The following is a 20,526-nucleotide window of genomic DNA, read 5'->3' as shown; positions in this document are numbered from 1 at the left end:
CCTCTATACTCATTCTAAGAGTAAAAAGGAGGAAGCAAAATGGTCATTTTTAATTACATTTTAGTATGTATTATTTTCGGGACAACATTTTTAACGATAAAAATTGGAATTGAAGCAGGGGCGCCACCGTTGTTTTCAGCAGGAATTCGCTTCTTTTTAGCGGGCATAATCCTTATGATTATTTTTAAATTAAAGCGAAAAGAAATTATGCCACATATATTTTCAAAACGCATTATGTATGCTGGATTTTGTTTAACATTTATGACATTCGCAAGTTTATATTGGTCAGAACAATATATTTCTTCGGGATTAGCTGCTGTTCTTTCTGCTACGGGACCAATGATGATTTTATTAATACAAGCAAAGAGGGATAGGGAGAAATTACAAATGGAACAACTCGTTGCTTTAGTTATTGCACTAGCAGGTGTTATATTTGTTTCTTTACCAGGAATGCATCAACAAGTAAGTTTCATATGGAGTATTGCTTGTATTGTGTTAGTTATAGGGGAGTTATTTTACGGAATAGGCTCTATTCGTTCGAAAGAAATACTGTCAGATTTATCAAATGTATCACCATTTCTTATTAACGGTATTCAAATGTTTTATGGAGGGATTTTACTACTAATCGCATCTATTATTGTAGAACAACCAAATGTAACCGTATTAACTTCATGGAGTGTGCAATGGCCTATTTTATATCTCATATTTATCGGATCGATTGGTGGACACGGATTATATTACTGGCTCTTATCAAAAACAAATCCAGTATTTCCATCGACGTGGTTATATGTATCACCATTAATTGCAATAATTGTGGGATATATCATTTTAGGAGAACCTTTAAATCCTACAATGGGAATGGGGGCTTGTCTTATATTGATTGGTGTATTTTTGGCCAATCGTTCAACACTACGGACTTATTTCAAAAAAGGGCGGTTATTAGAGAAGGAGATGTAATTTAATAAAGCAATAGCCCTGTATGTTACAGGACTGATAAAATCAAAAACACAGTTGGAAAAATAACCAACTGTGTTTTTAATAATTAATTCACTTTTTTAATAAAGCCTTTATAATGACGTTTTACAAGCTGGCTTTCTAACGTCTTCATAGTTTCTAGTGCTACACCGACAATGATAAGTAAGCTTGTACCACCAATTTGAGCAGAAGGTGGTAACGTAGCAATTTTCGTGAATACGAGCGGTAATATAGAAATAGCACCTAAGAAAATTGCACCGATAAATGTTAAACGGTATAGAATTTTAGTTACATATTGTTCAGTTGCTTTACCAGGACGAATACCAGGAACATATCCATTTTGCTTTTTCAAATTCTCAGCCATTTGTTCAGGATTTACTTGAATAAATGCGTAGAAGTATGTGAAAGCAACGATAAGACCGACATAAAGTGTCATTCCAATTGGATGTGCGAAATCAAGATTTGCAACTAACCATTTTGATACGCTTGAATCAGGGAAGAGCTGCGCAATTGTACGCGGCGTCATTAAAAATGCAGAAGCAAAGATAACTGGTATAACACCAGCACTATTTACTTTAAGCGGTAAATGAGTGTTTTTTGCTCCTTGATATTGATTGTTTCCTGAAACAGCTTTTGCATATTGGATCGGTATTTTACGTACAGCTTGTTGAATGTAAATAACACCAACAACTATCGCTAAAATTACGAGTCCAATTAAAACAATTTTTATTATGTGCATAAATAGCTGATCGCCAGCATTTTGGAATTGTTGTAAATAAATTTGATTTGCAACATTTGGAATGGCGGCAACGAGACCTGCGAAGATAATCATCGAAATACCATTACCAACTCCGTTAGCGGTAATTTGTTCGCCTAACCAAAGTAAAAATGCAGTACCTGCAGTTAAAACTGTCGCAATAAATAAGTATGTAGTCCAGCTTTGATCTGTTATTAATTGTCCACCTGCTATATTATTAAAGCCATAAGACATTCCGATGGCCTGTATGAATGCGAGAATGATTGTAAAGTATCGAGTGAATTGAGCTGATTTCTTACGGCCCATTTCTCCTTGCTTTGCCCATTCCGAAAATTTAGGTATAACATCCATTTGTAGTAACTGTACTATGATGGAAGCTGTAATATATGGTGTAATACCTACAGCAAAGATTGAGAAGTGTTGCAATGCTCCTCCGCCAAATACGTTTAACATACCTAGAACGTTAGCTTGATCTTGTACTTTTAATACCTCTGCGTTAGTATGAGGAACTGGAATAAACGTGCCAATTCGAAAAACGATTAACATCGCTAGTGTAAAAAGGATTTTCCTTCTTATCTCAGCTACTCTCATGAAATTTGAAATCGTACGAAACATTATGTCGCCTCCTATATTTTTATCAGTAAAAAACTGATTATTATACCCTATGAAGTAACCACAAACCTCCTTCCGCACTAAATTCATTTGACAAATGGATTTTCATACACTTTGTAGTTTTCACGGATATAAAAATATAAGGTGTTATATAAGCGACCTATACACTTCACGTAATCATTCAATACCCATAATATATCGAATAAATTAACAAATGTACATACATACGCATTAAAAATGAATAAATAGGGTCATTTTTTACATTTATTTAATGATAAATTGATAGGACATTATACTGGTAAATGCGCTTCGTATATTCCTTTAATCAATTAAAATCCTCCACCTTTTTATTTTCTTACAATTAATATATCGATTTAAAAAGAATTTAAAATCAAATAAAAGTATGAAAGTACATACTACTTTAGTAGTAGTAATAGTAATCAATTGTATTTCAATTAAAATTCATGTGATTAGAGGATTCTTTTTATTTAAGAAGGAATAAATATTTAAAGAAAGCTAAATAAACAGTGTACATATTTATAGGGGAGAAGATGTAAATGAAAGTTTTTATAAAAAAATTTCCACCATTAGAAGTAGCATATATAAGACGAACTGGTAGCTACTTTGAACCACAAGATCACTGGGGAAAGTTACTGAATTGGTCAATTGAAAATAAACTTTATCCACCAGAGCAATCATTTATCGGAATATCATTAGATAATCCTGAACTTGTTGCAAGTCATAAGTGCCGGCATGATGCATGTGTTACGATTCCTGAAAACTTCGATAAAGAAAAGCATCATGATGTGCAATTTAAAAGATTAGATGGAGGTACATATGGTCTATACCAGTTCTATGATGAACCTCATAAATTAAGTGAAGCGTATCAATACATGTATGCAGAGTGGCTACCAAATAGTGAGTATGATGCAGATTATGATAGAGATAATTTAGAGTTTTGCTTAAATAATGTTGCTGAAGATCTAGACGGAAAGTTAAAGGTTAATTTATTTGTGCCAATTAAAAAGATATAAAAAACAAATAATTTCATTTGTAGCTTTAAAATGAAATTGGAATAGTAGTGAAAGAAAAACTTTTTTTGAAGATAATATTTCTAGCGTAGGAATTTAAGTATGTAGGTTGCAATGAAAGGAGAATCCACATGGATACATTTGTAAATGACAAGTTTTATGAAACGAGAGATCAATTAGTTGAGGAAATTAATTTGTTGAGTGATGCTCAATTTAATAGGAAACCAGATAAGGATAAATGGAGTATTGCACAAGTTTGTCATCATTTAGTTTTATTAGATGAGAGAGTTATAACAGTTATTTCATCAGGATTAAAAAAGTTAGATAGTACCCAAAATGAGCGTAAAGAAATTCACACTATTTTATTAGATAGAACGAAAAAGTTTATAGCTCCAGAAATGATTGAACCAAGTATAGAACCATTTGAAGTGGAGCAAATGCTCAATATGCTAAACGAATCAAGAAAAGAATTGATGCGTTTCCTGAGTACAATAGAAGATGAGTCTATATTAGCGAAAAAAGCAGTGATGCATCCAGCTCTTGGAGAATTATCCCTTGATCAGTGGATAGAACTGATTTATTTACATGAACAGCGTCATATTTCACAAATAAAAGAGATAAAATTACTTTGTGAAATTGAAAAGTAAAAATCATTCCCTATTTATTGATGCGTATTATAAACAGGGAAAACGGTTGATTCATATTGATTCAGAAGAAAACAAAAATAGAATGAAATTAGTTGAAAGTAACCAATAAGCTTAAGAAAATATGAAACTATCCGATTTTCTGTATAAGTGTAACCCCGTCTTAAATGAAGAGCGGGGTTATTTTTTTGGAAGTATTTTCATTGAGAAGGAAATACTTCGACAATGAAATTCAAAAAAATAATCATCATAACATATTTTATATGCGAATTTTAGTAAATTGAAATAATGATTTTATGATGATGAATGATATGTCCTTATTTTGAAAGTACTCTTCACACGCTTAAGGAAGGGGTATTCTGTCAGGAAACGATAAAATACAATTCTGTTAGGGGATGTATGCAATTTATTCTCTTTATTTTGCAACAGAACCACCTTCAAAATTATCTTTTGTAGTTGAAGTTTCCTGAATAATAAGTTACATTTTTAAAGTTCAAGCAACTTTATGAAAGTACAAAAAGGGGAGAAATATTATTATTATGCAAAAAATGAAATGGAAGAACTATGTATGTTACTTTGTAATTCTATTACTGCTTGGAACAGCAGTAATAGTCAAACCACCTATCTCTAAGGCTGAGGAATCTGAAGTTAATATCACATTGTTAGGTACTGCAGATATTCATGGTAGATTTATGCCTTGGGATTATGCGCTTGATGGAGCAAATATGAGTGGAAGTTTGACGCAGCTTTATACGGTTATAAAGAAGGTCCGTCAAGAAAATCCAAATACCATATTAGTAGATGCTGGGGATACAATTCAAGGAAACTCAGTAGAATTATTCAACGATAAACCACAATCGCCAATGATGGTAGCGATGAATACAATGGGATATGACGCCTGGGCATTTGGAAATCATGAATTCAATTTTGGATTAGATACATTGAAAAAAGTTAGTGAGCAATATAAGGGAAAAACGTTAGCAGGAAATATTTATAAGGAAAATGGAGAGCGCTTTCTTCCTGCATATACAATTGTAGAAAAAGGTGGAATTAAAGTTGGGATTATTGGTATGAATACACCAATGATTAGTGATTTTGAAAAAGGGACAGATCACTTAGATGGTTTAGTGGTGAAAAATCCGGTAGAAGAGACGAAAAAGGCAATTAAGGAATTAGAAGGTAAAGTAGATGTAATGGTAGGAGTTATGCATATGGGATTAGAAAATGAGAATGGTATCCCTGGTACTGGTGTTCAAGATATTGCAAATGCTTGTCCGGAACTAAGCGCTATTTTTGCGGCTCACATGCATAAACTTGTAAAAAAAGAAGTTGTAAATGGCGTAATTATTACAGAACCAGATAAATATGGAACACATATTTCACGTATTGACCTTACTTTTACAAAGCAAGATGGGAAGTTGACTTTTAAAAATAAAACTGCTACCGCTATACCTGTAAAAAATGCTGATGGAACAACGATATTATCTGATCCTACACTTGAAGAAACATTAACACCTTTTCACGAATATGCGAGAGGAGATGCAAATGTTGTAGTCGCTCAATTAAAGGGTAGAAATCTTGTTCCTGAAAATGAAATAAAGGGTATTCCAAGTGTTCAGATTCAAGAAACACCTTTATCAGATTTCTTTCATGAAGTCATGCTCTACTACAGTAAAGCAGATGTAGTAGCCCATCAAATTGATAATGATTATGCCCGTTTAGATACAGGTCCTATTAAGAAAAAAGATATTGCGTACAATTACCAATATGCCTTGGGAGAAATTACAGTATATAAGATTTCTGGAAAAGATTTAAAAGACTATATGGAATGGGCAGCAGGATATTTTAACTCATCTCGTGCCGGAGATGTAACCGTTAGCTTTGATAAAACCCGCCGTGCATCTAAATACAGTACGAACGATTTCTTTGGAGGCGTAAAATACGAAATTGACTTAACAAAACCATATGGAAGCAGAATTACAAATTTACGCTCTATTCGTACAAACAAACCAATCAAAATGAGCGATGTTATGACGCTAGGAATGAATGCATATAGAATGGAGGCTCTTCAGGCAAAAGGGGGAGCTTTAGAGGGGCGTAAGTTTGAACAAATTTGGTCATCTAAACAAGAGAATGCATTTGGAGAAACAGGCGGAACCATTCGTAACCTTGCTATTACATATTTAAAAGAGGTAAAGAATGGTGTATACACTCCAAAAGTTATGCGTAATTGGAAAATTACTGGTGTAGATTTACATTCTTCAGAGCATAAGGCTGTAGTTGATCTCGTGAATAAAGGGATTTTAGAAATTCCAAAAACAGAAGACGGAAAATACACAAATATAGCATCTATAAATACGAAAGACTCAATTTCAAAAGAAGAAATTGTAGCACTCTCACAAAAAGCAAATATTAATCCAAATGAGTTTAATCATGCAAAGACAAAAGGTGAATTTTATAAAAAACTTAATAGGATTACTAAAAAAATATAAATTATAAGGTTTCTTATAGTAATTGTTATTTTAATAGCATTAAACCCACTCTTACAATAGTAAAGAGTGGGTTTTTATGTTGTTATTTAGATGTAAGTATACTTTTATTAGAATGAATATAGATAATTAATAACTAACCAATTGGATGAGCGTCTATAAGGATTCTCTTTTATTCGAATTAATGTACATATGTGTTCCGTTCATTATTTATAATATTGACCACAATTTATGTAATTTTGCATAATGTTACATAAATTTAGTATTTTCTCTTTTTTCCGACAGAAATAGACAGTATACTTTGTACAAGCTTTCTATTTCAAAAATTATACGAGGTGAAATAATGAAAAACAAAAAGACATTAACTAAGGTAGCATTAACAACAGGATTAGCTTTAACAGCTGTGGCACCATATGGCGTAGGTCATGCAGAGGAAACAGATCAACTACAAGTCCAAATTCAAGAGGAATCGTTCCGTTCGGGTGAACTTACACAACCGTCACAAAAGGCACCAGAAAATGTAGTAAAGGATGCACTTAAGGAGAAAACAGAACAAGCTCTGTCCCAAAAACAAGTCAATGGAGAAGCAGGAGTAGATTATAAAGTTCTTCAAAAACGTGGTTCGTATGATGGAACTACACTTGTGCGTATGCAACAAACATACGAAGGAAAAGAAGTATATGGCCATCAATTAACTGCACACGTAGATAATAATGGTGTTATTAAAAGTGTTTCAGGTGATAGCGCGCAAAATTTAAAACAAGAAGAATTGAAAAAACCTATTAATCTATCAAAAGATGAAGCAAAACAATTTATTTATACGAAGTACGGGAACGATCTCAAGTTTATTTCTGAGCCAGAAGTTAAAGAGGTTATTTTTGTTGATGAAAATAATGGACAAGCTAAAAATGCATACCAAGTTACCTTTGAAGCTGCAACACCAAACTATGTTTCTGGTACTTATTTAGTAAATGCACAAAATGGTGATATGTTAAAAAATATGGTACAAGAATCTAACTTAAAAGCCAGTGACAAACTAGTTGGAGCTTTAAAGAAAAGTAAACAAAGCAGTCTTACATCATTAACTGGAACAGGAAAAGATGATTTAGGTATTTCTCGTTCATTTGGTATCTCTAAACAAAGTAATGGCAAATATGCTCTTGCTGATTATACAAGAGGGCAAGGCATTGAAACATATGATGTGAATTACAGAGATATTACTAAAGAAGAAAGCTATTATCCTGGTACATTAGCGACTAGTACTTCGGCAACATTTAACGATCCGAAAGCAGTAAGTGCTCATTACTTAGCAACAAAAGTATTTGATTTTTATAAAGATAAATACAAGCGTAATAGCTTTGATAATAAAGGACAAAAAGTAGTTTCAGTTGTACACGCTTGGGATTCTGAAGAGACGAATGATCCGAAAAATTGGCAGAATGCATTAAGTGCTAATAATGGAAGTATGCTTGTATATGGCGATCCTATTGTTAAAGCATATGACGTAGCTGGACATGAATTTACACACGCTGTTACTTCTAGCGAATCTAATCTTGAATATTACGGAGAATCCGGTGCGATTAATGAGGCATTATCTGATATTATGGGAACATCTATTGAGAAATACGTAAATAATGGAAAATTCAACTGGACAATGGGAGAACAAACGGGATCTGTTTTCCGTGATATGGAAAACCCAGCTTCTGTTCCATCTTCACTTGGAGTACCTTATCCAGATGATTACAGTGAATTTAACGATTTTAATGGATGGGATCAAGGCGGTGTTCATTTTAATTCAAGTATTATTAATAAAGTTGCGTATCTCATTGCGAAAGGCGGAACTCATAACGGAGTAACTGTTAAAGGAATTGGTGAAGATAAAATGTTTGATATTTTCTATTATGCAAATACAGATGAGTTAAACATGACTTCTAATTTCAAAGAATTGAGATCAGCATGTATTCGAGTGGCAACTAATAAATATGGTGCGAATACAGCTGAAGTTCAAGCAGTTCAAAAAGCATTTGATGCAGCAAAAATTAAGTAATTTAGAAATATAGTTCTCATTCATATATTAATACATTATGAAAAACAGCTAATGTCATTTTAAGGATATTAGCTGTTTTTTTACGTAGCAATGTATTATTGAAAATAAACTGACTAAGCAATAATGAGGCGCTTTCTCTTTAAGAAGTAGTGACAAATCAATAAGGTTTAAAGTGTATAAAAACAGAAAATTAATAATATATTGACCTCTTGATAGAAAATCTATAAAATGAAAGCGATAACAAACGATTGCTTTAAAATGATTTCCCTGATCTTTTAGTATTTACAAATATATGAAGGCATAAACAAATCTATTTTTTTAAGCGTTAATGCAAACGCTTTCGTATTAAAAGGTCATTGAAATACATACGTGAAAATAGCCAATATGGAGGTGAAGTTAAAGAGATTTCTAGATAAATTTAAGCAGTTTTATTCAGTGAAAGCATAATAAATCGTTAGTAATATTTGAAGAAAGGGTGTATGTGGTGCAAATTACAAAAAGATTAATTAACAAAACAGTTTTATTACTTACTTTAATTATTATGTTATCATCTGTTTTCTCTTTTCAGAGTGTGAAGGCAGTTTCAAATTCGAAAACAACTGAAATTATCATTCATTACAAAGAAAAGCTTGGAAATACAAAAGACTGGAATCTTTGGTTATGGGGAGAAAATGCAAATGGTACATCTTATGAATTTACTGGTGAAGATGAATTTGGAAAATACGCTAAGATAAAAATAGACGGTGACTATAATCGTGTAGGATTTATAGTTCGAACAAATGAATGGGAAAAAGATGGTGGGGATCGTTGGATTGAAAATATAAAGGACGGTCGTGCTGAAGTATGGATTCTTTCGGGTGATGAAAAAGTATATAACTCTAAGCCTTCATCGGATCTCTCAATTCAAAAAGCAACTATTGATAGTTTCAATGAAATTACTGTAACGACTAATGTCCCGTTTCATATTAAGGAAAAGAAAATTGAAATTGAAGGCATTAAAATTAAAAATATTACTCCTTATGATACAAACAGTGGAGATATTACTAATAAGGTTAAAATAATTACGGAACAGAAAATTGATTTAAAACAAACATACAAAGTTAAAATTGAAAACTTAGCTGATACGAATACTGAAATTGGTAAAGTCATTCGTAGCGAAGAATTTGATAATTTATTTTATTATGGTGGCAACGATTTAGGAAATACATATACTCCGCAACATACAAAGTTCCGTTTATGGGCTCCTACTGCAAGCGAAGCGAAGTTAGTTACATATAAAAACTGGAACGATAAAATAGGTGCTGAAATAAACATGCAACAAGGTGAAAAGGGAACTTGGACAGCAGAACTAAAGGGGAACCAAAAAGGGCTCTTTTATACGTATAAGGTCAAAATTGGTGATAAGTGGGCTGAAGCGGTTGATCCATATGTGCGTGCTGCTTCTGTAAATGGCGATAAAGGTGCAGTCGTTAATTTAGAAGAAACAAATCCGAAAAAATGGAAAGCAAACAAAAAGCGAAAATTTAAAAATCCGGAAGATGCTATTATTTATGAGTTACATGTACGCGATCTTTCCATTCAACCTGAAAGTGGTATTAAACAGAAAGGGAAGTATTTAGGTGTAACAGAAAAAGGAACAAAAGGGCCAGGAGGTGTAAAAACAGGACTTGATCATATAAAGGACCTTGGTGTTACTCACGTTCAGTTTTTACCGATATTTGATTATGCTTCAGTAAATGAAGAGACTTTAAATGAACCGCAATATAACTGGGGATATGATCCTAAAAATTTCAACGTTCCAGAAGGCTCCTATTCTACAAATCCTTATGAGCCAACTGTTCGAATAACTGAATTAAAGCAAATGGTTCAAACACTACATGATAATAATCTTCGAGTAGTGATGGATGTAGTATATAACCATATGTATAATGCTGCTGAATCTAATTTTCATAAGTTAGTTCCAGGTTATTATTATCGTTACAATGAAGATGGAACATTTGCAAATGGAACTGGAGTAGGAAATGATACTGCTTCAGAAAGAAAAATGATGAGGAAATTTATGATAGATTCCGTAACATATTGGGCAAAAGAATACAATTTAGATGGATTCCGTTTTGATTTAATGGGTATTCATGATTATGAAACGATGAATGAAATACGTAAAGCTGTTAATCAAATTGACCCTTCTATTATACTACACGGAGAAGGATGGGATTTAAATACACCTCTTGCAGCTGAGTTGAAAGCAAATCAAAAAAATGCAGAGAAAATGAAAGGGATTGCTCATTTTAACGATAATATACGTGATGGGTTGAAAGGTAGTGTATTTGAGGAAAAGGAAAATGGTTTTGTAAATGGAAAGCAAAACATGGAAGATCGTATTAAAAAAGGCATTACAGCAGGTATTGACTATGATACAAATTCGTCTACCTATCAAGATCCTGAACAGGTATTAACTTATGTGGAAGCACATGACAATCATACATTATGGGATAAACTTGAGTTAACTAATCCAGGTGACAGTGAAGAAATGCGAAAACAAATGCACAAATTGTCTTCTTCAATTTTATTAACATCACAAGGGATTCCATTTTTACATGCAGGGCAAGAGTTTATGCGGACGAAATACGGTGATCATAATAGTTACAAATCTTCAGATTCAATTAACCAGATGGATTGGCTGCGCCGTGCAACGTTTAATAATGAAGTAGATTATATGAAGGGTTTAATAGAATTACGCAAAAAGTACTCAGCTTTTCGAATGACATCTGCAGAGCAAATAAAAACACATGTATCATTTATTGATGCTCCGAAAAACACTGTAGCTTATACAATAGAGGGGAATAAAAATGAATACTTTACAGTGGCTCACAATGCAAATAGAGAAGCTGTTGAAATAACACTTCCATCGAAAGGGCCTTGGAAAGTACTAGTAGACGGCAAGCAGGCGGGAAGTAAACCACTTTATGTTGTCCATGACAATAAAATTAAAGTTCCTGCATTAAGTTCATTTGTCTTAAAAACAGAGAAACCGATTAAATAAAAACGAAGAATGTGGAAATAAATACTGCATTGAGCAAATTTAATAAGGATTGCAAATGAAAAAAGCGAAGTGAAGATTATTCTCACTTCGCTTTTAAAGTTAATGTAATATAATTTCACATACTGTAATTATATTACAATTTAATAAAAGAAATAAGCAATAGATTATTTCTTTTGTGACAGTAGGAGGAGAAGATATCTTTGAGTTTATTTATAAAATTACCTGAAATACATTCGTAATTTATATAATGTTTATTATATATTCGAACATATAAAGAACTAGATGTTAGAGTTGTATTAATTCCTACAAATCGTTTAAAAATAACAAAGGCGTAAAAAGTATATGGAATTAAAATAGAGAAAAGACACCATTCAAGGTGTCTTTTCTCTATTTTGAATATGAAATGTAAGTAACTCGATTGTATGTAATAGTATGTGATATTTTCACACTAACTGATTAAGAAAAATTTAAAACTCTTTTCTTAATCTATTTGTAATAAATTACATCATAAAATTTTATCGATATAATAAATAAAACTTTCTCAACATTATTTGATTTAATAACTATATTCAACCGCTCTCCAATCCATTACAATAATTTCACATTGGAAATACATGAATATTCTCAATGTTATAAATGGTTTATACCTTATAGGATTACTATGGGAAAGGATGTGAAATATCCAAAAAGAAATCATTTTTTATGATGAAATAAAAAATTTTAATGAAGAAAAAGTTATTTCATTATTTTCAAGTTTCGTTAAAGTGCATGTATTTATAATCACTATGAGACAAGGAGCAGAATCCGAAAAAATTTTTGTAAATTAGAAAATTGCATTTCAAAAATAAGTTAAACGTTTATGGAGGGTTATATGAGCGAGAAAATTTATTACTGGTCTCCGATTAAGCATTGGGAGAAGTTGCATAATGAAGTTTTGATCGGGGAAATGAGATTTACAGGTATTCTGTCTGAGTGGTTTCCTGATTTTTATTTTATGGCTCAAAAAGGTGTGAAAATCAGTGAACTAGTAGAGCGCTTTTCATTAGGAAATGTAGAAGAGACACACAAAAACATAGAGCTCATGATAAAAAATCGTGTGTTAGTAAGTAACATATTACACCCAAGAGAAGTATTTTCTTCACAAGAAAAGATTTTTTCAAATCCATATAGCAACCAGATTCGCTTTTCTAAAGAAAAGTTAGATAAGTATATGAGTGAACAATTAAATCGCACGCACGTTGCTGCACGGTCGACCGAAATTCAACTTGAAACAACAAATGAGCTACCTACTATAATCAAGGAACGTAGATCTTGTCGTCAATTTGATATGGAAAAACATATTAGTTTTTCGGAATTTTCCCGATTCTTATCAACTCTAAAACAGGTTAGGGAAGAAAAAATATACTATCATTACGCAAGTGCAGGCGGGCTCTATCCCATTGATATCTTTGTTTATGTAAAACCAAAACGTATAGAGGGTATGAAAGCTGGATTTTATTATTATAACCCATCAAAAAATAGTCTTGTGATTGTAAATAGCATTGATCAAGTAATCAAAAGTGATCATGAGTTAATTAATCAGGATTTATTTACTCAATCTGCCTTCTCAGTTTATTTGGTTTATAATGCGAACGCTTCCATCCCGAAATACGGTTCAGACGGATATTTATTTGCTTGTATTGAGTCAGGCATTATCACTGCTACCTTAAATATGGTTGCTGAGACATTAAATTTAGGGGTTTGTTCAGTTGGTCATATGAAATTTGAAGATATTCAGCAATTTTTATGTTTGGATAATCATCAAGTGTTTCTCCATGGGCTTGAAGTTGGCTTGAAAATTAACGAGTAGAAGAAATGAATATTAGGGGGATAAAGATAAAAATGCACATTAAAGATCGAAGTTCGATTCATGAAAATAAAGAAGTAGAAGCGTTTTGGAAGGAGCAATTATCTTCCGAGATTCTCGATTTTTCTGTATTTAAATTTAATAGCGATTACCAACTAAATAAAGAAACACCTTGTGAATACGTTCAAGTCATAGTGAATGTAGAATTTAGTAAAAGTATACAAAAAATAAGTAAGTCTCAAGATTTATTATTATTTAGCTGGTTTCAAGCCGCTTTAAGGGTTTGTTTGGCACATTATACAGATCAAGAAAGAATTACTATTGGTATTCCTATAATTGAAAAGAATCTTGAACAAAGTGAGAATCTTAATAAGTTGATTCCTTTAGGAAGTGAAATCCAGCCACATCACACCTTTAAACAATTAGTAAATGAGATTGAACAAACGACTTTATTCGGGTATGAAAATCAGGAGTATCCGCTCTCTGAATTATTAGTTAAACACAATTTAACTCCTTTTCAAATTGTAATCGGGATGGAAGGATTACATAATGAAAATTCGCTAGAAGAATACGCAGAGAATAATTTAGCCCTATGGATACGAAGAAAATGGAATGAAATACATAATGAATTTGAATTTCAAATTTCTTGCAAGTCCCGTTCATTCTCTTCTTTGCAACAGTTTGCCAATTCGTATTGTTATGTTTTAAAGCAAGTTTCACAAAATCCGAATTTGGCATTGAAAGATATTTGTATTATTGCAGAAGAAGAAAAAGAGTTGTTAGAAGGATTGAATACTTTTCAAACGGGCATAGACTTGTTTCAATCATTTCAAGATTTGTTTGAAGCGCAAGTATTAAAAACTCCAGATCAAATTGCTGTTGTTTGTAATGATCAATCTTTGACATATAGAGAATTGAATAAGAAAGCGAATCAATTGGCTTCTATTCTTCAAAGTAAAGGTGTTTCAAAAGAAAGTATTATTGGCGTTATGGTAGATCGGTCATTAGAAATGATTATTGGTATGATGGGGATTTTAAAAGCAGGAGCAGCGTATTTACCAATCGACCCTAACTACCCAACTGAACGAATTGAATATATGTTACAAGATAGTCAAGCAAAATATTTACTTAGTAAGCGAACAGAGGAAGTATTGCCACAATTTGCAGGTGAAGTACTGTATCTTGATAAAGAATATCTTTTTCAAGGTGAAGAAAGTAATTTAGTTCGAGAACATAATCCTAATGATTTAGCTTATGTTATTTACACATCAGGATCGACAGGAAATCCAAAAGGGGTAATGATAGAACAAAAATCGCTAGTTCATTTTTTAAATGTAATGAGAGAAAAAGTAAAAGCTAATCAATCATTCTTGTTTCTTGCTAGTGTATCTTTTGATATTTCCTTGTTAGAAATATGTCTTCCTTTAACGCAAGGTTCAAAAGTAGTAATTGCTACAGAGGACCAGTTTGCAACAAAAGAATTGTCTCATTTGGTCAAAAAACATAAGGTGGATTTATGGGAATCAACGCCATCGCGAATGGAAGTGATTTTGAGTGATCCAGAAGGGGCGATTTTTCTAAAAGATTTAAAATCTATTTTATTAGCAGGAGAATCATTTTCCATTGATTTGGTTGAAAAAATTCGTTGTATCAGTGAAGCAACAATTTTAAATATTTATGGTCCCACAGAAACAACCATTTGCGCAACAGTAAAAGACTTGAGCACTTCCAAAGAAGTTACGATTGGCAAACCTAACCCGAATTATCATTGCTATATATTGAATAAGTATGGCCAATTAAAGCCATTTGGAATTCCCGGTGAACTCTGCATTGCTGGCGTAGCGGTAGCACGAGGGTATCTTGGTAAAAATAAACTGACAGATGAAAAATTTGTACCGAGTCCTTTTGCGGCAGGGGAAATGATGTATCATACAGGTGATCTCGTTCGTTGGTTGCCTAATGGAGAACTTGAATATTTAGGTAGAATGGATCATCAAGTGAAAATTCGGGGGTATCGGATTGAATTAAGAGAAATCGAAACTCAATTAAGGGAATATCCAGAAATAAACCAGGCTATCGTTGTTGATCAAGTATATGGAAATAGGAAATTATTAGCTGCCTACTATGTATCGGATAACAAGGTGTCTTTTGGTGAAATCAGAAAATATTTAAGTGATAAATTACCTGAGTTTATGATTCCTGAAAAAATGATTCAGGTAGAAGAGATTCCATTGAATCCAAATGGAAAAGTGGATAGAAAAAGATTGTTGGATATAACACAAACGGATTATGTATCAATTCCATACGTTGCTCCGCGCAATGAAATTGAACAAAAATTAGTGCGTGCATGGGAAAAAGTTATGGAGATTGAGGGAATCGGTATTCATGATAATTTTTTTGCATTAAAAGGAGAATCTGTTAAAGCACTTCAGGTAATTAATTTATTAAGAAAAGACTGCTTAAAAATAAGTACAACAGATTTTTTTAAGCACCCCACAATCGCTCAATTGAGTTCTTGTGTAAAGTTAGAGCATAAAGAGGAAAACCTTGAAAGTAGACCAACTCATGTTAAAGATTTGTCTAAGCCATTTTCCTTAACAGAAGTTCAGACAGCGTATATGATAGGACGGAATTCACAGTTTGAATTAAGCGGTATTTCACCTCAAACATATTTTGAATATGAAACAGCATTGGATATCAATCGTCTTTCAAAAAGTTTTCAAAAGGTAATTCATCGCCATCCAATGTTGCGAGCTGTAATTTTACCAGAGGGAAAACAGCAAATATTACAAAGCGTTCCTGATTACGAGATTGAAATAGTGAGTCTCATAGATTTAGATGATAGGAATCAACATGCTCGCTTACAAGAAGAGCGTTCTCGAATGACTAACCATGTATTCCCTTTGGGGCAATGGCCTTTGTTTGAATTGAAAGCTTTTCTTTTAAAAGAAGACACGTATTTATTATGTTTTCGATACGATGCTTTATTAATGGACGGAGCAAGCATGAACATTGTTGGACAGGATTTGTTGCATTATTATTATAAACCAAATCAAAAATTAGAATCTTTATCTTTTGATTTTCAAGATTATATGTTTATCTATGATGAAATGGAACAAAGCGAAGAATATAAAACAGCAAAAGATTATTGGACAAGTAAGCTTCCTGACTTTCCGTTTGCACCTTCTTTGCTGTTAAAAAAGGATCCAGCAGAGATTGCTACTCCTAAATTCCAATCACTTACAAAAATCCTGGATAATAAAAAATGGACAAAGCTACGAAAGTTAGCACAAGAGAAAGAGGTAACGCCTTCCGCTCTACTTTGTACAATATATGGTGATGTGTTGGCATATTGGAGTAATCAACGTCGATTAGCAATTAACTTGACTGTATTTAACCGTTATCCTGTTCATGATGAAGTAGAACAGATTGTTGGAGATTTCACATCACTTATTTTATTGGATGTTGATGTAAAACCAGAGCAAACTTTCTTTGCTAGAGTAAAAGAAACGCAAGCTACTTTATTAGATGGCCTTGAACATCGTCATTACGATGGAGTTAACTTTATTCGAGATTTTACTCGATATCATCAAATGACGCCAAAAGCAGTTATGCCAATCGTTTTCACCTCGATGTTAGCAGGTGCAGGTGCTTTCTCTTGGGAACAACTTGGTTCTCTTCGCTATATTCATGCTCGGACTCCACAAGTGTATTTGGATAATGTAGTAATTGAAAAAAATGGAGAGTTATTAATTAGCTGGAACTATGTTGAAGAGTTGTTTGATGTTGATGTAATAGAAGCAATGTTTTCCCAATTTGTTGACTTATTGGAACAATTGGTGAAACAAAGCGATATAACATCTTTGCATATGAAAGAATCGGATCAAACTCTAATTAAGCAATACAATGAAACAACAGAAAAAATACCTTCAACTACTCTGTATCAATTATTTACAGACCAAGTAAAACGTACGCCGGATGAAGTAGCAGTGGTATTTGAACAAGAATGGTTAACATACTCGGAACTTCATAAACGTTCTAATCAAATTGCCCACTTCTTAAAAGAGCAAGGTATTGGTCTAGGTGACAAAGTGGGTCTTTTAGCAAAAAGGCGAGTTGACACAATTGTTAATATGTTAGGTATTTTAAAATCAGGTGCCGCTTATGTTCCGATTGATCCCGATCATCCTTTAGATCGCCAAACATATATTTTAAAAAATAGCTCATGCAAGCTTTTATTAGAACCTAGTCTTTATGAAGAAAATCATTTGTCATTTTATACAACAGAAGATATGCCCGCTATTGCTGGTCCAGAAGATATTGCCTATATTATATACACTTCAGGAAGTACAGGAAAACCAAAAGGAGTAATTATTACTCACCAAGCGGTTACAAATACTATTCAAGACATAAATCAAAAATATGAGGTGAATGAAGATGATCGTATTATTGGTATCTCTTCCATGTGTTTTGACCTATCTGTATACGATATTTTCGGAGCTTTAAGCACAGGTGCAATGTTAGTAATGATTCGTGATCCGAGAGACATGCAAGAATTAATCCGCACTGTCGAACGTAGAGGGATTACAATTTGGAATACGGTGCCTGCAATCATGGATTTGGCATTGGATCAAGTAGGTTCTCATTTTGAATATCCTTCTTTACGTTTAGTTTTACATAGTGGAGATTGGATTCCGCTTTCTTTACCAGAAAAAATAAAAAGACATTTTCCAATTGCAGAAGTAGTTTCACTAGGAGGGGCAACAGAAGCATCGATTTGGTCAATTTATTATCCGGTCAAACAGGTGGAATCACATTGGAATAGTATTCCATACGGGATGCCCTTGGCAAACCAAACGTATTATGTGTTGAACTATGAAAAGAAAATGTGCCCTGTTGGTGTAATTGGAGATTTATATATCGGGGGAGTGGGCCTTGCTAAAGGATATGTAAATGATGAAAAGAAAACAAATGAAGCGTTTGTGTCACATCCTGATTTTGGTCTTATATATAAAACAGGAGATTGTGGAAAAATGCATTCTGAGGGATATATTGAATTTTTAGGCCGCCAAGATTACCAAGTGAAAATTCAGGGATATCGAGTAGAGTTAGAAGAAATCTCTCATTGTCTTCTAACTTATAAACAAGTCGAACATGCTGTCGTAATTGATCAAACAGATGAGAACGGAATAAAATTTTTAGTTGCATATGTGGTAACTGAGCAAAATATTAGTACAACAGAACTACGAAAGCATTTGCGAGATCACTTGCCAGATTATATGATTCCTTCTTATTTTGTTTATTTGGACCAATTACCCTTGACTCCAAACGGGAAATTAGATAGAAAAGCGCTCCCTACTCCGGAGAAACAAAAAAATGAAGTATTTATTGCCCCAAAAACTGAAATGGAAAAAATATTAACTAGTATTTGGCAAGAAGTACTCAAAATAGATCAAGTTGGAGTAAATGATCATTTCTTCGCCTTAGGTGGAGATTCGATAAAAGCGATTCAAGTGTCCGTCAGACTGTATCGACAAGGATTCGAGCTTGAACCAAAAAATATATTTTCATTTCCTATATTAAGGGACATGGTTCAATTTGTTAAAAAGCTAGACCAGTTTTCAAGTTCACAAACAAATGATGTAAACATAATGAACGATAATAAAGCTACATTACTAAATGTTAAAGATAAACAACTTAATCAACATACACTTAACAAAATACAAGAAAAAATGCCGGATATAAAAATAGAACGTATTTACCCGTTAGCACCTTTCCAGGAAGTTATTTATGAGCATGCTACGAATGAACCTGATACAAATGCATATTTTGAACAAACAATTTGGGCACTTGAGGGGGAGCTGGATATTAAACTCTTTATTCAGTGTTTCCAACGATTAGTTGATCGTCATGATTCTTTAAGAACAATAATTGTGCAAGATGAACAAGCAAAACCTTGGCAAGCTGTTCTATATGATGTTCAAATAAATTCAGAAATAAAAAACTTGATCGAGATGACGAAACAAGAACAGCAAGAATTCCTAAAACAGTGGATGAATGAAAATTTAAGTCGAGGATTTAAAAATGATGAACTTATGACACGTCTCTGTATATTCCAACTAGGTAATAACGAGCATAAAGTAATTTGGAGTTCCCATCATCTATTATGTGATGGTTGGAGCGTCAGCATTTTGATAGACGAATTATTCCAGCTCTACGAAACTACAAATGCCGGAACTACGGCGGGGTTACCCATGGTAAAACCTTTTGAAACATTTATAGATTGGACTTTGGCACAAGATCATGAGAAAGCACGTCATTTTTGGCGAGATTATTTATCAGGATACAATCAGAAAATTAGTATTCCTAAAAAGAAAGTCCCATCTAAAAGTGAAGGGTTAAACTTCACTTTTATGGATTTAACATTAGACAAGGATTTGACTGATCAGTTACAGACATTTGTAACTAAAAATAATATAACTATGAATACGGCATTACTAGCTGTATGGGGAATATTGCTTGGCAAATTCAACGGAACGAGAGAAGTAGTATTGCCTAATCTAGTATCAGTCAGACCTCCCGAAGTAGAAGGAATTGAAAATATGTTCGGTCTGTTCACAAATGTTTTGCCTATCCGATTAGCATGGACAGAAACGCAATCTTTTGTGGACTTCCTGCAAAAGGTACAACTAGAGACATTGAAATGTAATGAGTATGCATACTATTCATTTGTTGATATACAAAAGCAAAGTGAATTAAAAACTGAGTTGACTGACCATCTTTGGGTTTTTGAAAACTATCCAACTAATCCAGCAATCTTTTCTTCAAATGAAAACAGACATTTTGCTATCACGGATTACGAAGTTGTTGATGAGCCACATGTAAAGTATGGAATTATGTGCTTCCCTGAAGAAAGACTTACAATAAAGTTTGGATATGATCAAACCGTATATGAAGCAGAGAAAATACAGGAAATATTAAATCACATCCATGGGTTAATCAACACGATTCTTCAAAATCCAATACAAACAATTTGTGATTACAAATTATAAAAAATGAAAAGGCGAGCAAGAACTCGCCTT

The 20,526-nt window shown here is 33.0% G+C and carries 9 protein-coding genes; 8 read left to right on the top strand and 1 reads right to left on the bottom strand.

The annotated features are described in order from the left end of the window. Nucleotides 1-39: 39 nt before the first annotated feature. Entirely contained in the window at nucleotides 40-957 is a 918-nt protein-coding gene (locus ACS2CR_RS09335; protein WP_000234328.1) for a DMT family transporter, read from the top strand. Between the two features lie 85 nt (nucleotides 958-1,042). On the opposite strand, the gene secY is transcribed toward ACS2CR_RS09335, so the two are convergent. After that, a complete protein-coding gene (gene secY, locus ACS2CR_RS09330) occupies nucleotides 1,043-2,347 on the bottom strand; it encodes a preprotein translocase subunit SecY (protein WP_000490135.1) in 1,305 nt (434 codons plus the stop codon). Nucleotides 2,348-2,901: 554 nt separating this feature from the next. On the opposite strand from secY, the gene ACS2CR_RS09325 reads away from it, so the two are divergent. The 7 genes from ACS2CR_RS09325 to ACS2CR_RS09295 all read left to right on the top strand — a co-directional run bounded on the left by ACS2CR_RS09325 (nucleotide 2,902) and on the right by ACS2CR_RS09295 (nucleotide 20,496). Continuing rightward, the gene (locus tag ACS2CR_RS09325; RefSeq protein WP_000862353.1) at nucleotides 2,902-3,378 is read left to right on the top strand and encodes an AraC family transcriptional regulator; all 477 of its coding nucleotides are present in this window, start codon (nucleotides 2,902-2,904) and stop codon (nucleotides 3,376-3,378) included. Nucleotides 3,379-3,506: 128 nt separating this feature from the next. Then, nucleotides 3,507-4,022 (top strand): DinB family protein, encoded by a 516-nt coding sequence (locus ACS2CR_RS09320; RefSeq protein WP_000379370.1) that lies wholly within the window; start codon nucleotides 3,507-3,509, stop codon nucleotides 4,020-4,022. A 536-nt stretch (nucleotides 4,023-4,558) separates the two neighbouring features. Continuing rightward, complete coding sequence (locus ACS2CR_RS09315) at nucleotides 4,559-6,511, top strand: bifunctional metallophosphatase/5'-nucleotidase (protein ID WP_016110113.1); 1,953 nt, start codon at nucleotides 4,559-4,561, stop codon at nucleotides 6,509-6,511. Between the two features lie 340 nt (nucleotides 6,512-6,851). Next, on the top strand, nucleotides 6,852-8,555 hold the full coding sequence (locus ACS2CR_RS09310) for a M4 family metallopeptidase (RefSeq protein ID WP_000791453.1): 1,704 nt from the start codon (nucleotides 6,852-6,854) through the stop codon (nucleotides 8,553-8,555). Between the two features lie 484 nt (nucleotides 8,556-9,039). Next, entirely contained in the window at nucleotides 9,040-11,598 is a 2,559-nt protein-coding gene (pulA, locus tag ACS2CR_RS09305; protein ID WP_053512401.1) for a type I pullulanase, read from the top strand. An 871-nt stretch (nucleotides 11,599-12,469) separates the two neighbouring features. Beyond that, entirely contained in the window at nucleotides 12,470-13,447 is a 978-nt protein-coding gene (locus ACS2CR_RS09300) for a SagB/ThcOx family dehydrogenase (RefSeq protein WP_016110111.1), read from the top strand. 32 nt (nucleotides 13,448-13,479) lie between these two features. After that, nucleotides 13,480-20,496, top strand: coding sequence for a non-ribosomal peptide synthetase (locus tag ACS2CR_RS09295; RefSeq protein WP_153602760.1), 7,017 nt, complete (start codon nucleotides 13,480-13,482; stop codon nucleotides 20,494-20,496). Nucleotides 20,497-20,526 lie beyond the last annotated feature (30 nt).

The sequence above is a fragment of the Bacillus cereus group sp. BceL291 genome (assembly GCF_051776705.1).
Classification (GTDB): domain Bacteria; phylum Bacillota; class Bacilli; order Bacillales; family Bacillaceae_G; genus Bacillus_A; species Bacillus_A cereus.
The sequence above is the reverse complement of the archived record's forward strand: the minus strand, read 5'-3'. Positions and strand labels throughout refer to the sequence as shown.

Coding starts and splice junctions, on each gene's coding strand:
- secY (WP_000490135.1), bottom strand. CDS start 2,347: ATGTTTCGTACGATTTCAAATTTCATGAGAGTAGCTGAGATAAGAAGG.
- ACS2CR_RS09295 (WP_153602760.1), top strand. CDS start 13,480: ATGCACATTAAAGATCGAAGTTCGATTCATGAAAATAAAGAAGTAGAA.
- ACS2CR_RS09320 (WP_000379370.1), top strand. CDS start 3,507: ATGGATACATTTGTAAATGACAAGTTTTATGAAACGAGAGATCAATTA.
- ACS2CR_RS09300 (WP_016110111.1), top strand. CDS start 12,470: ATGAGCGAGAAAATTTATTACTGGTCTCCGATTAAGCATTGGGAGAAG.
- ACS2CR_RS09335 (WP_000234328.1), top strand. CDS start 40: ATGGTCATTTTTAATTACATTTTAGTATGTATTATTTTCGGGACAACA.
- ACS2CR_RS09310 (WP_000791453.1), top strand. CDS start 6,852: ATGAAAAACAAAAAGACATTAACTAAGGTAGCATTAACAACAGGATTA.
- ACS2CR_RS09325 (WP_000862353.1), top strand. CDS start 2,902: ATGAAAGTTTTTATAAAAAAATTTCCACCATTAGAAGTAGCATATATA.
- ACS2CR_RS09315 (WP_016110113.1), top strand. CDS start 4,559: ATGCAAAAAATGAAATGGAAGAACTATGTATGTTACTTTGTAATTCTA.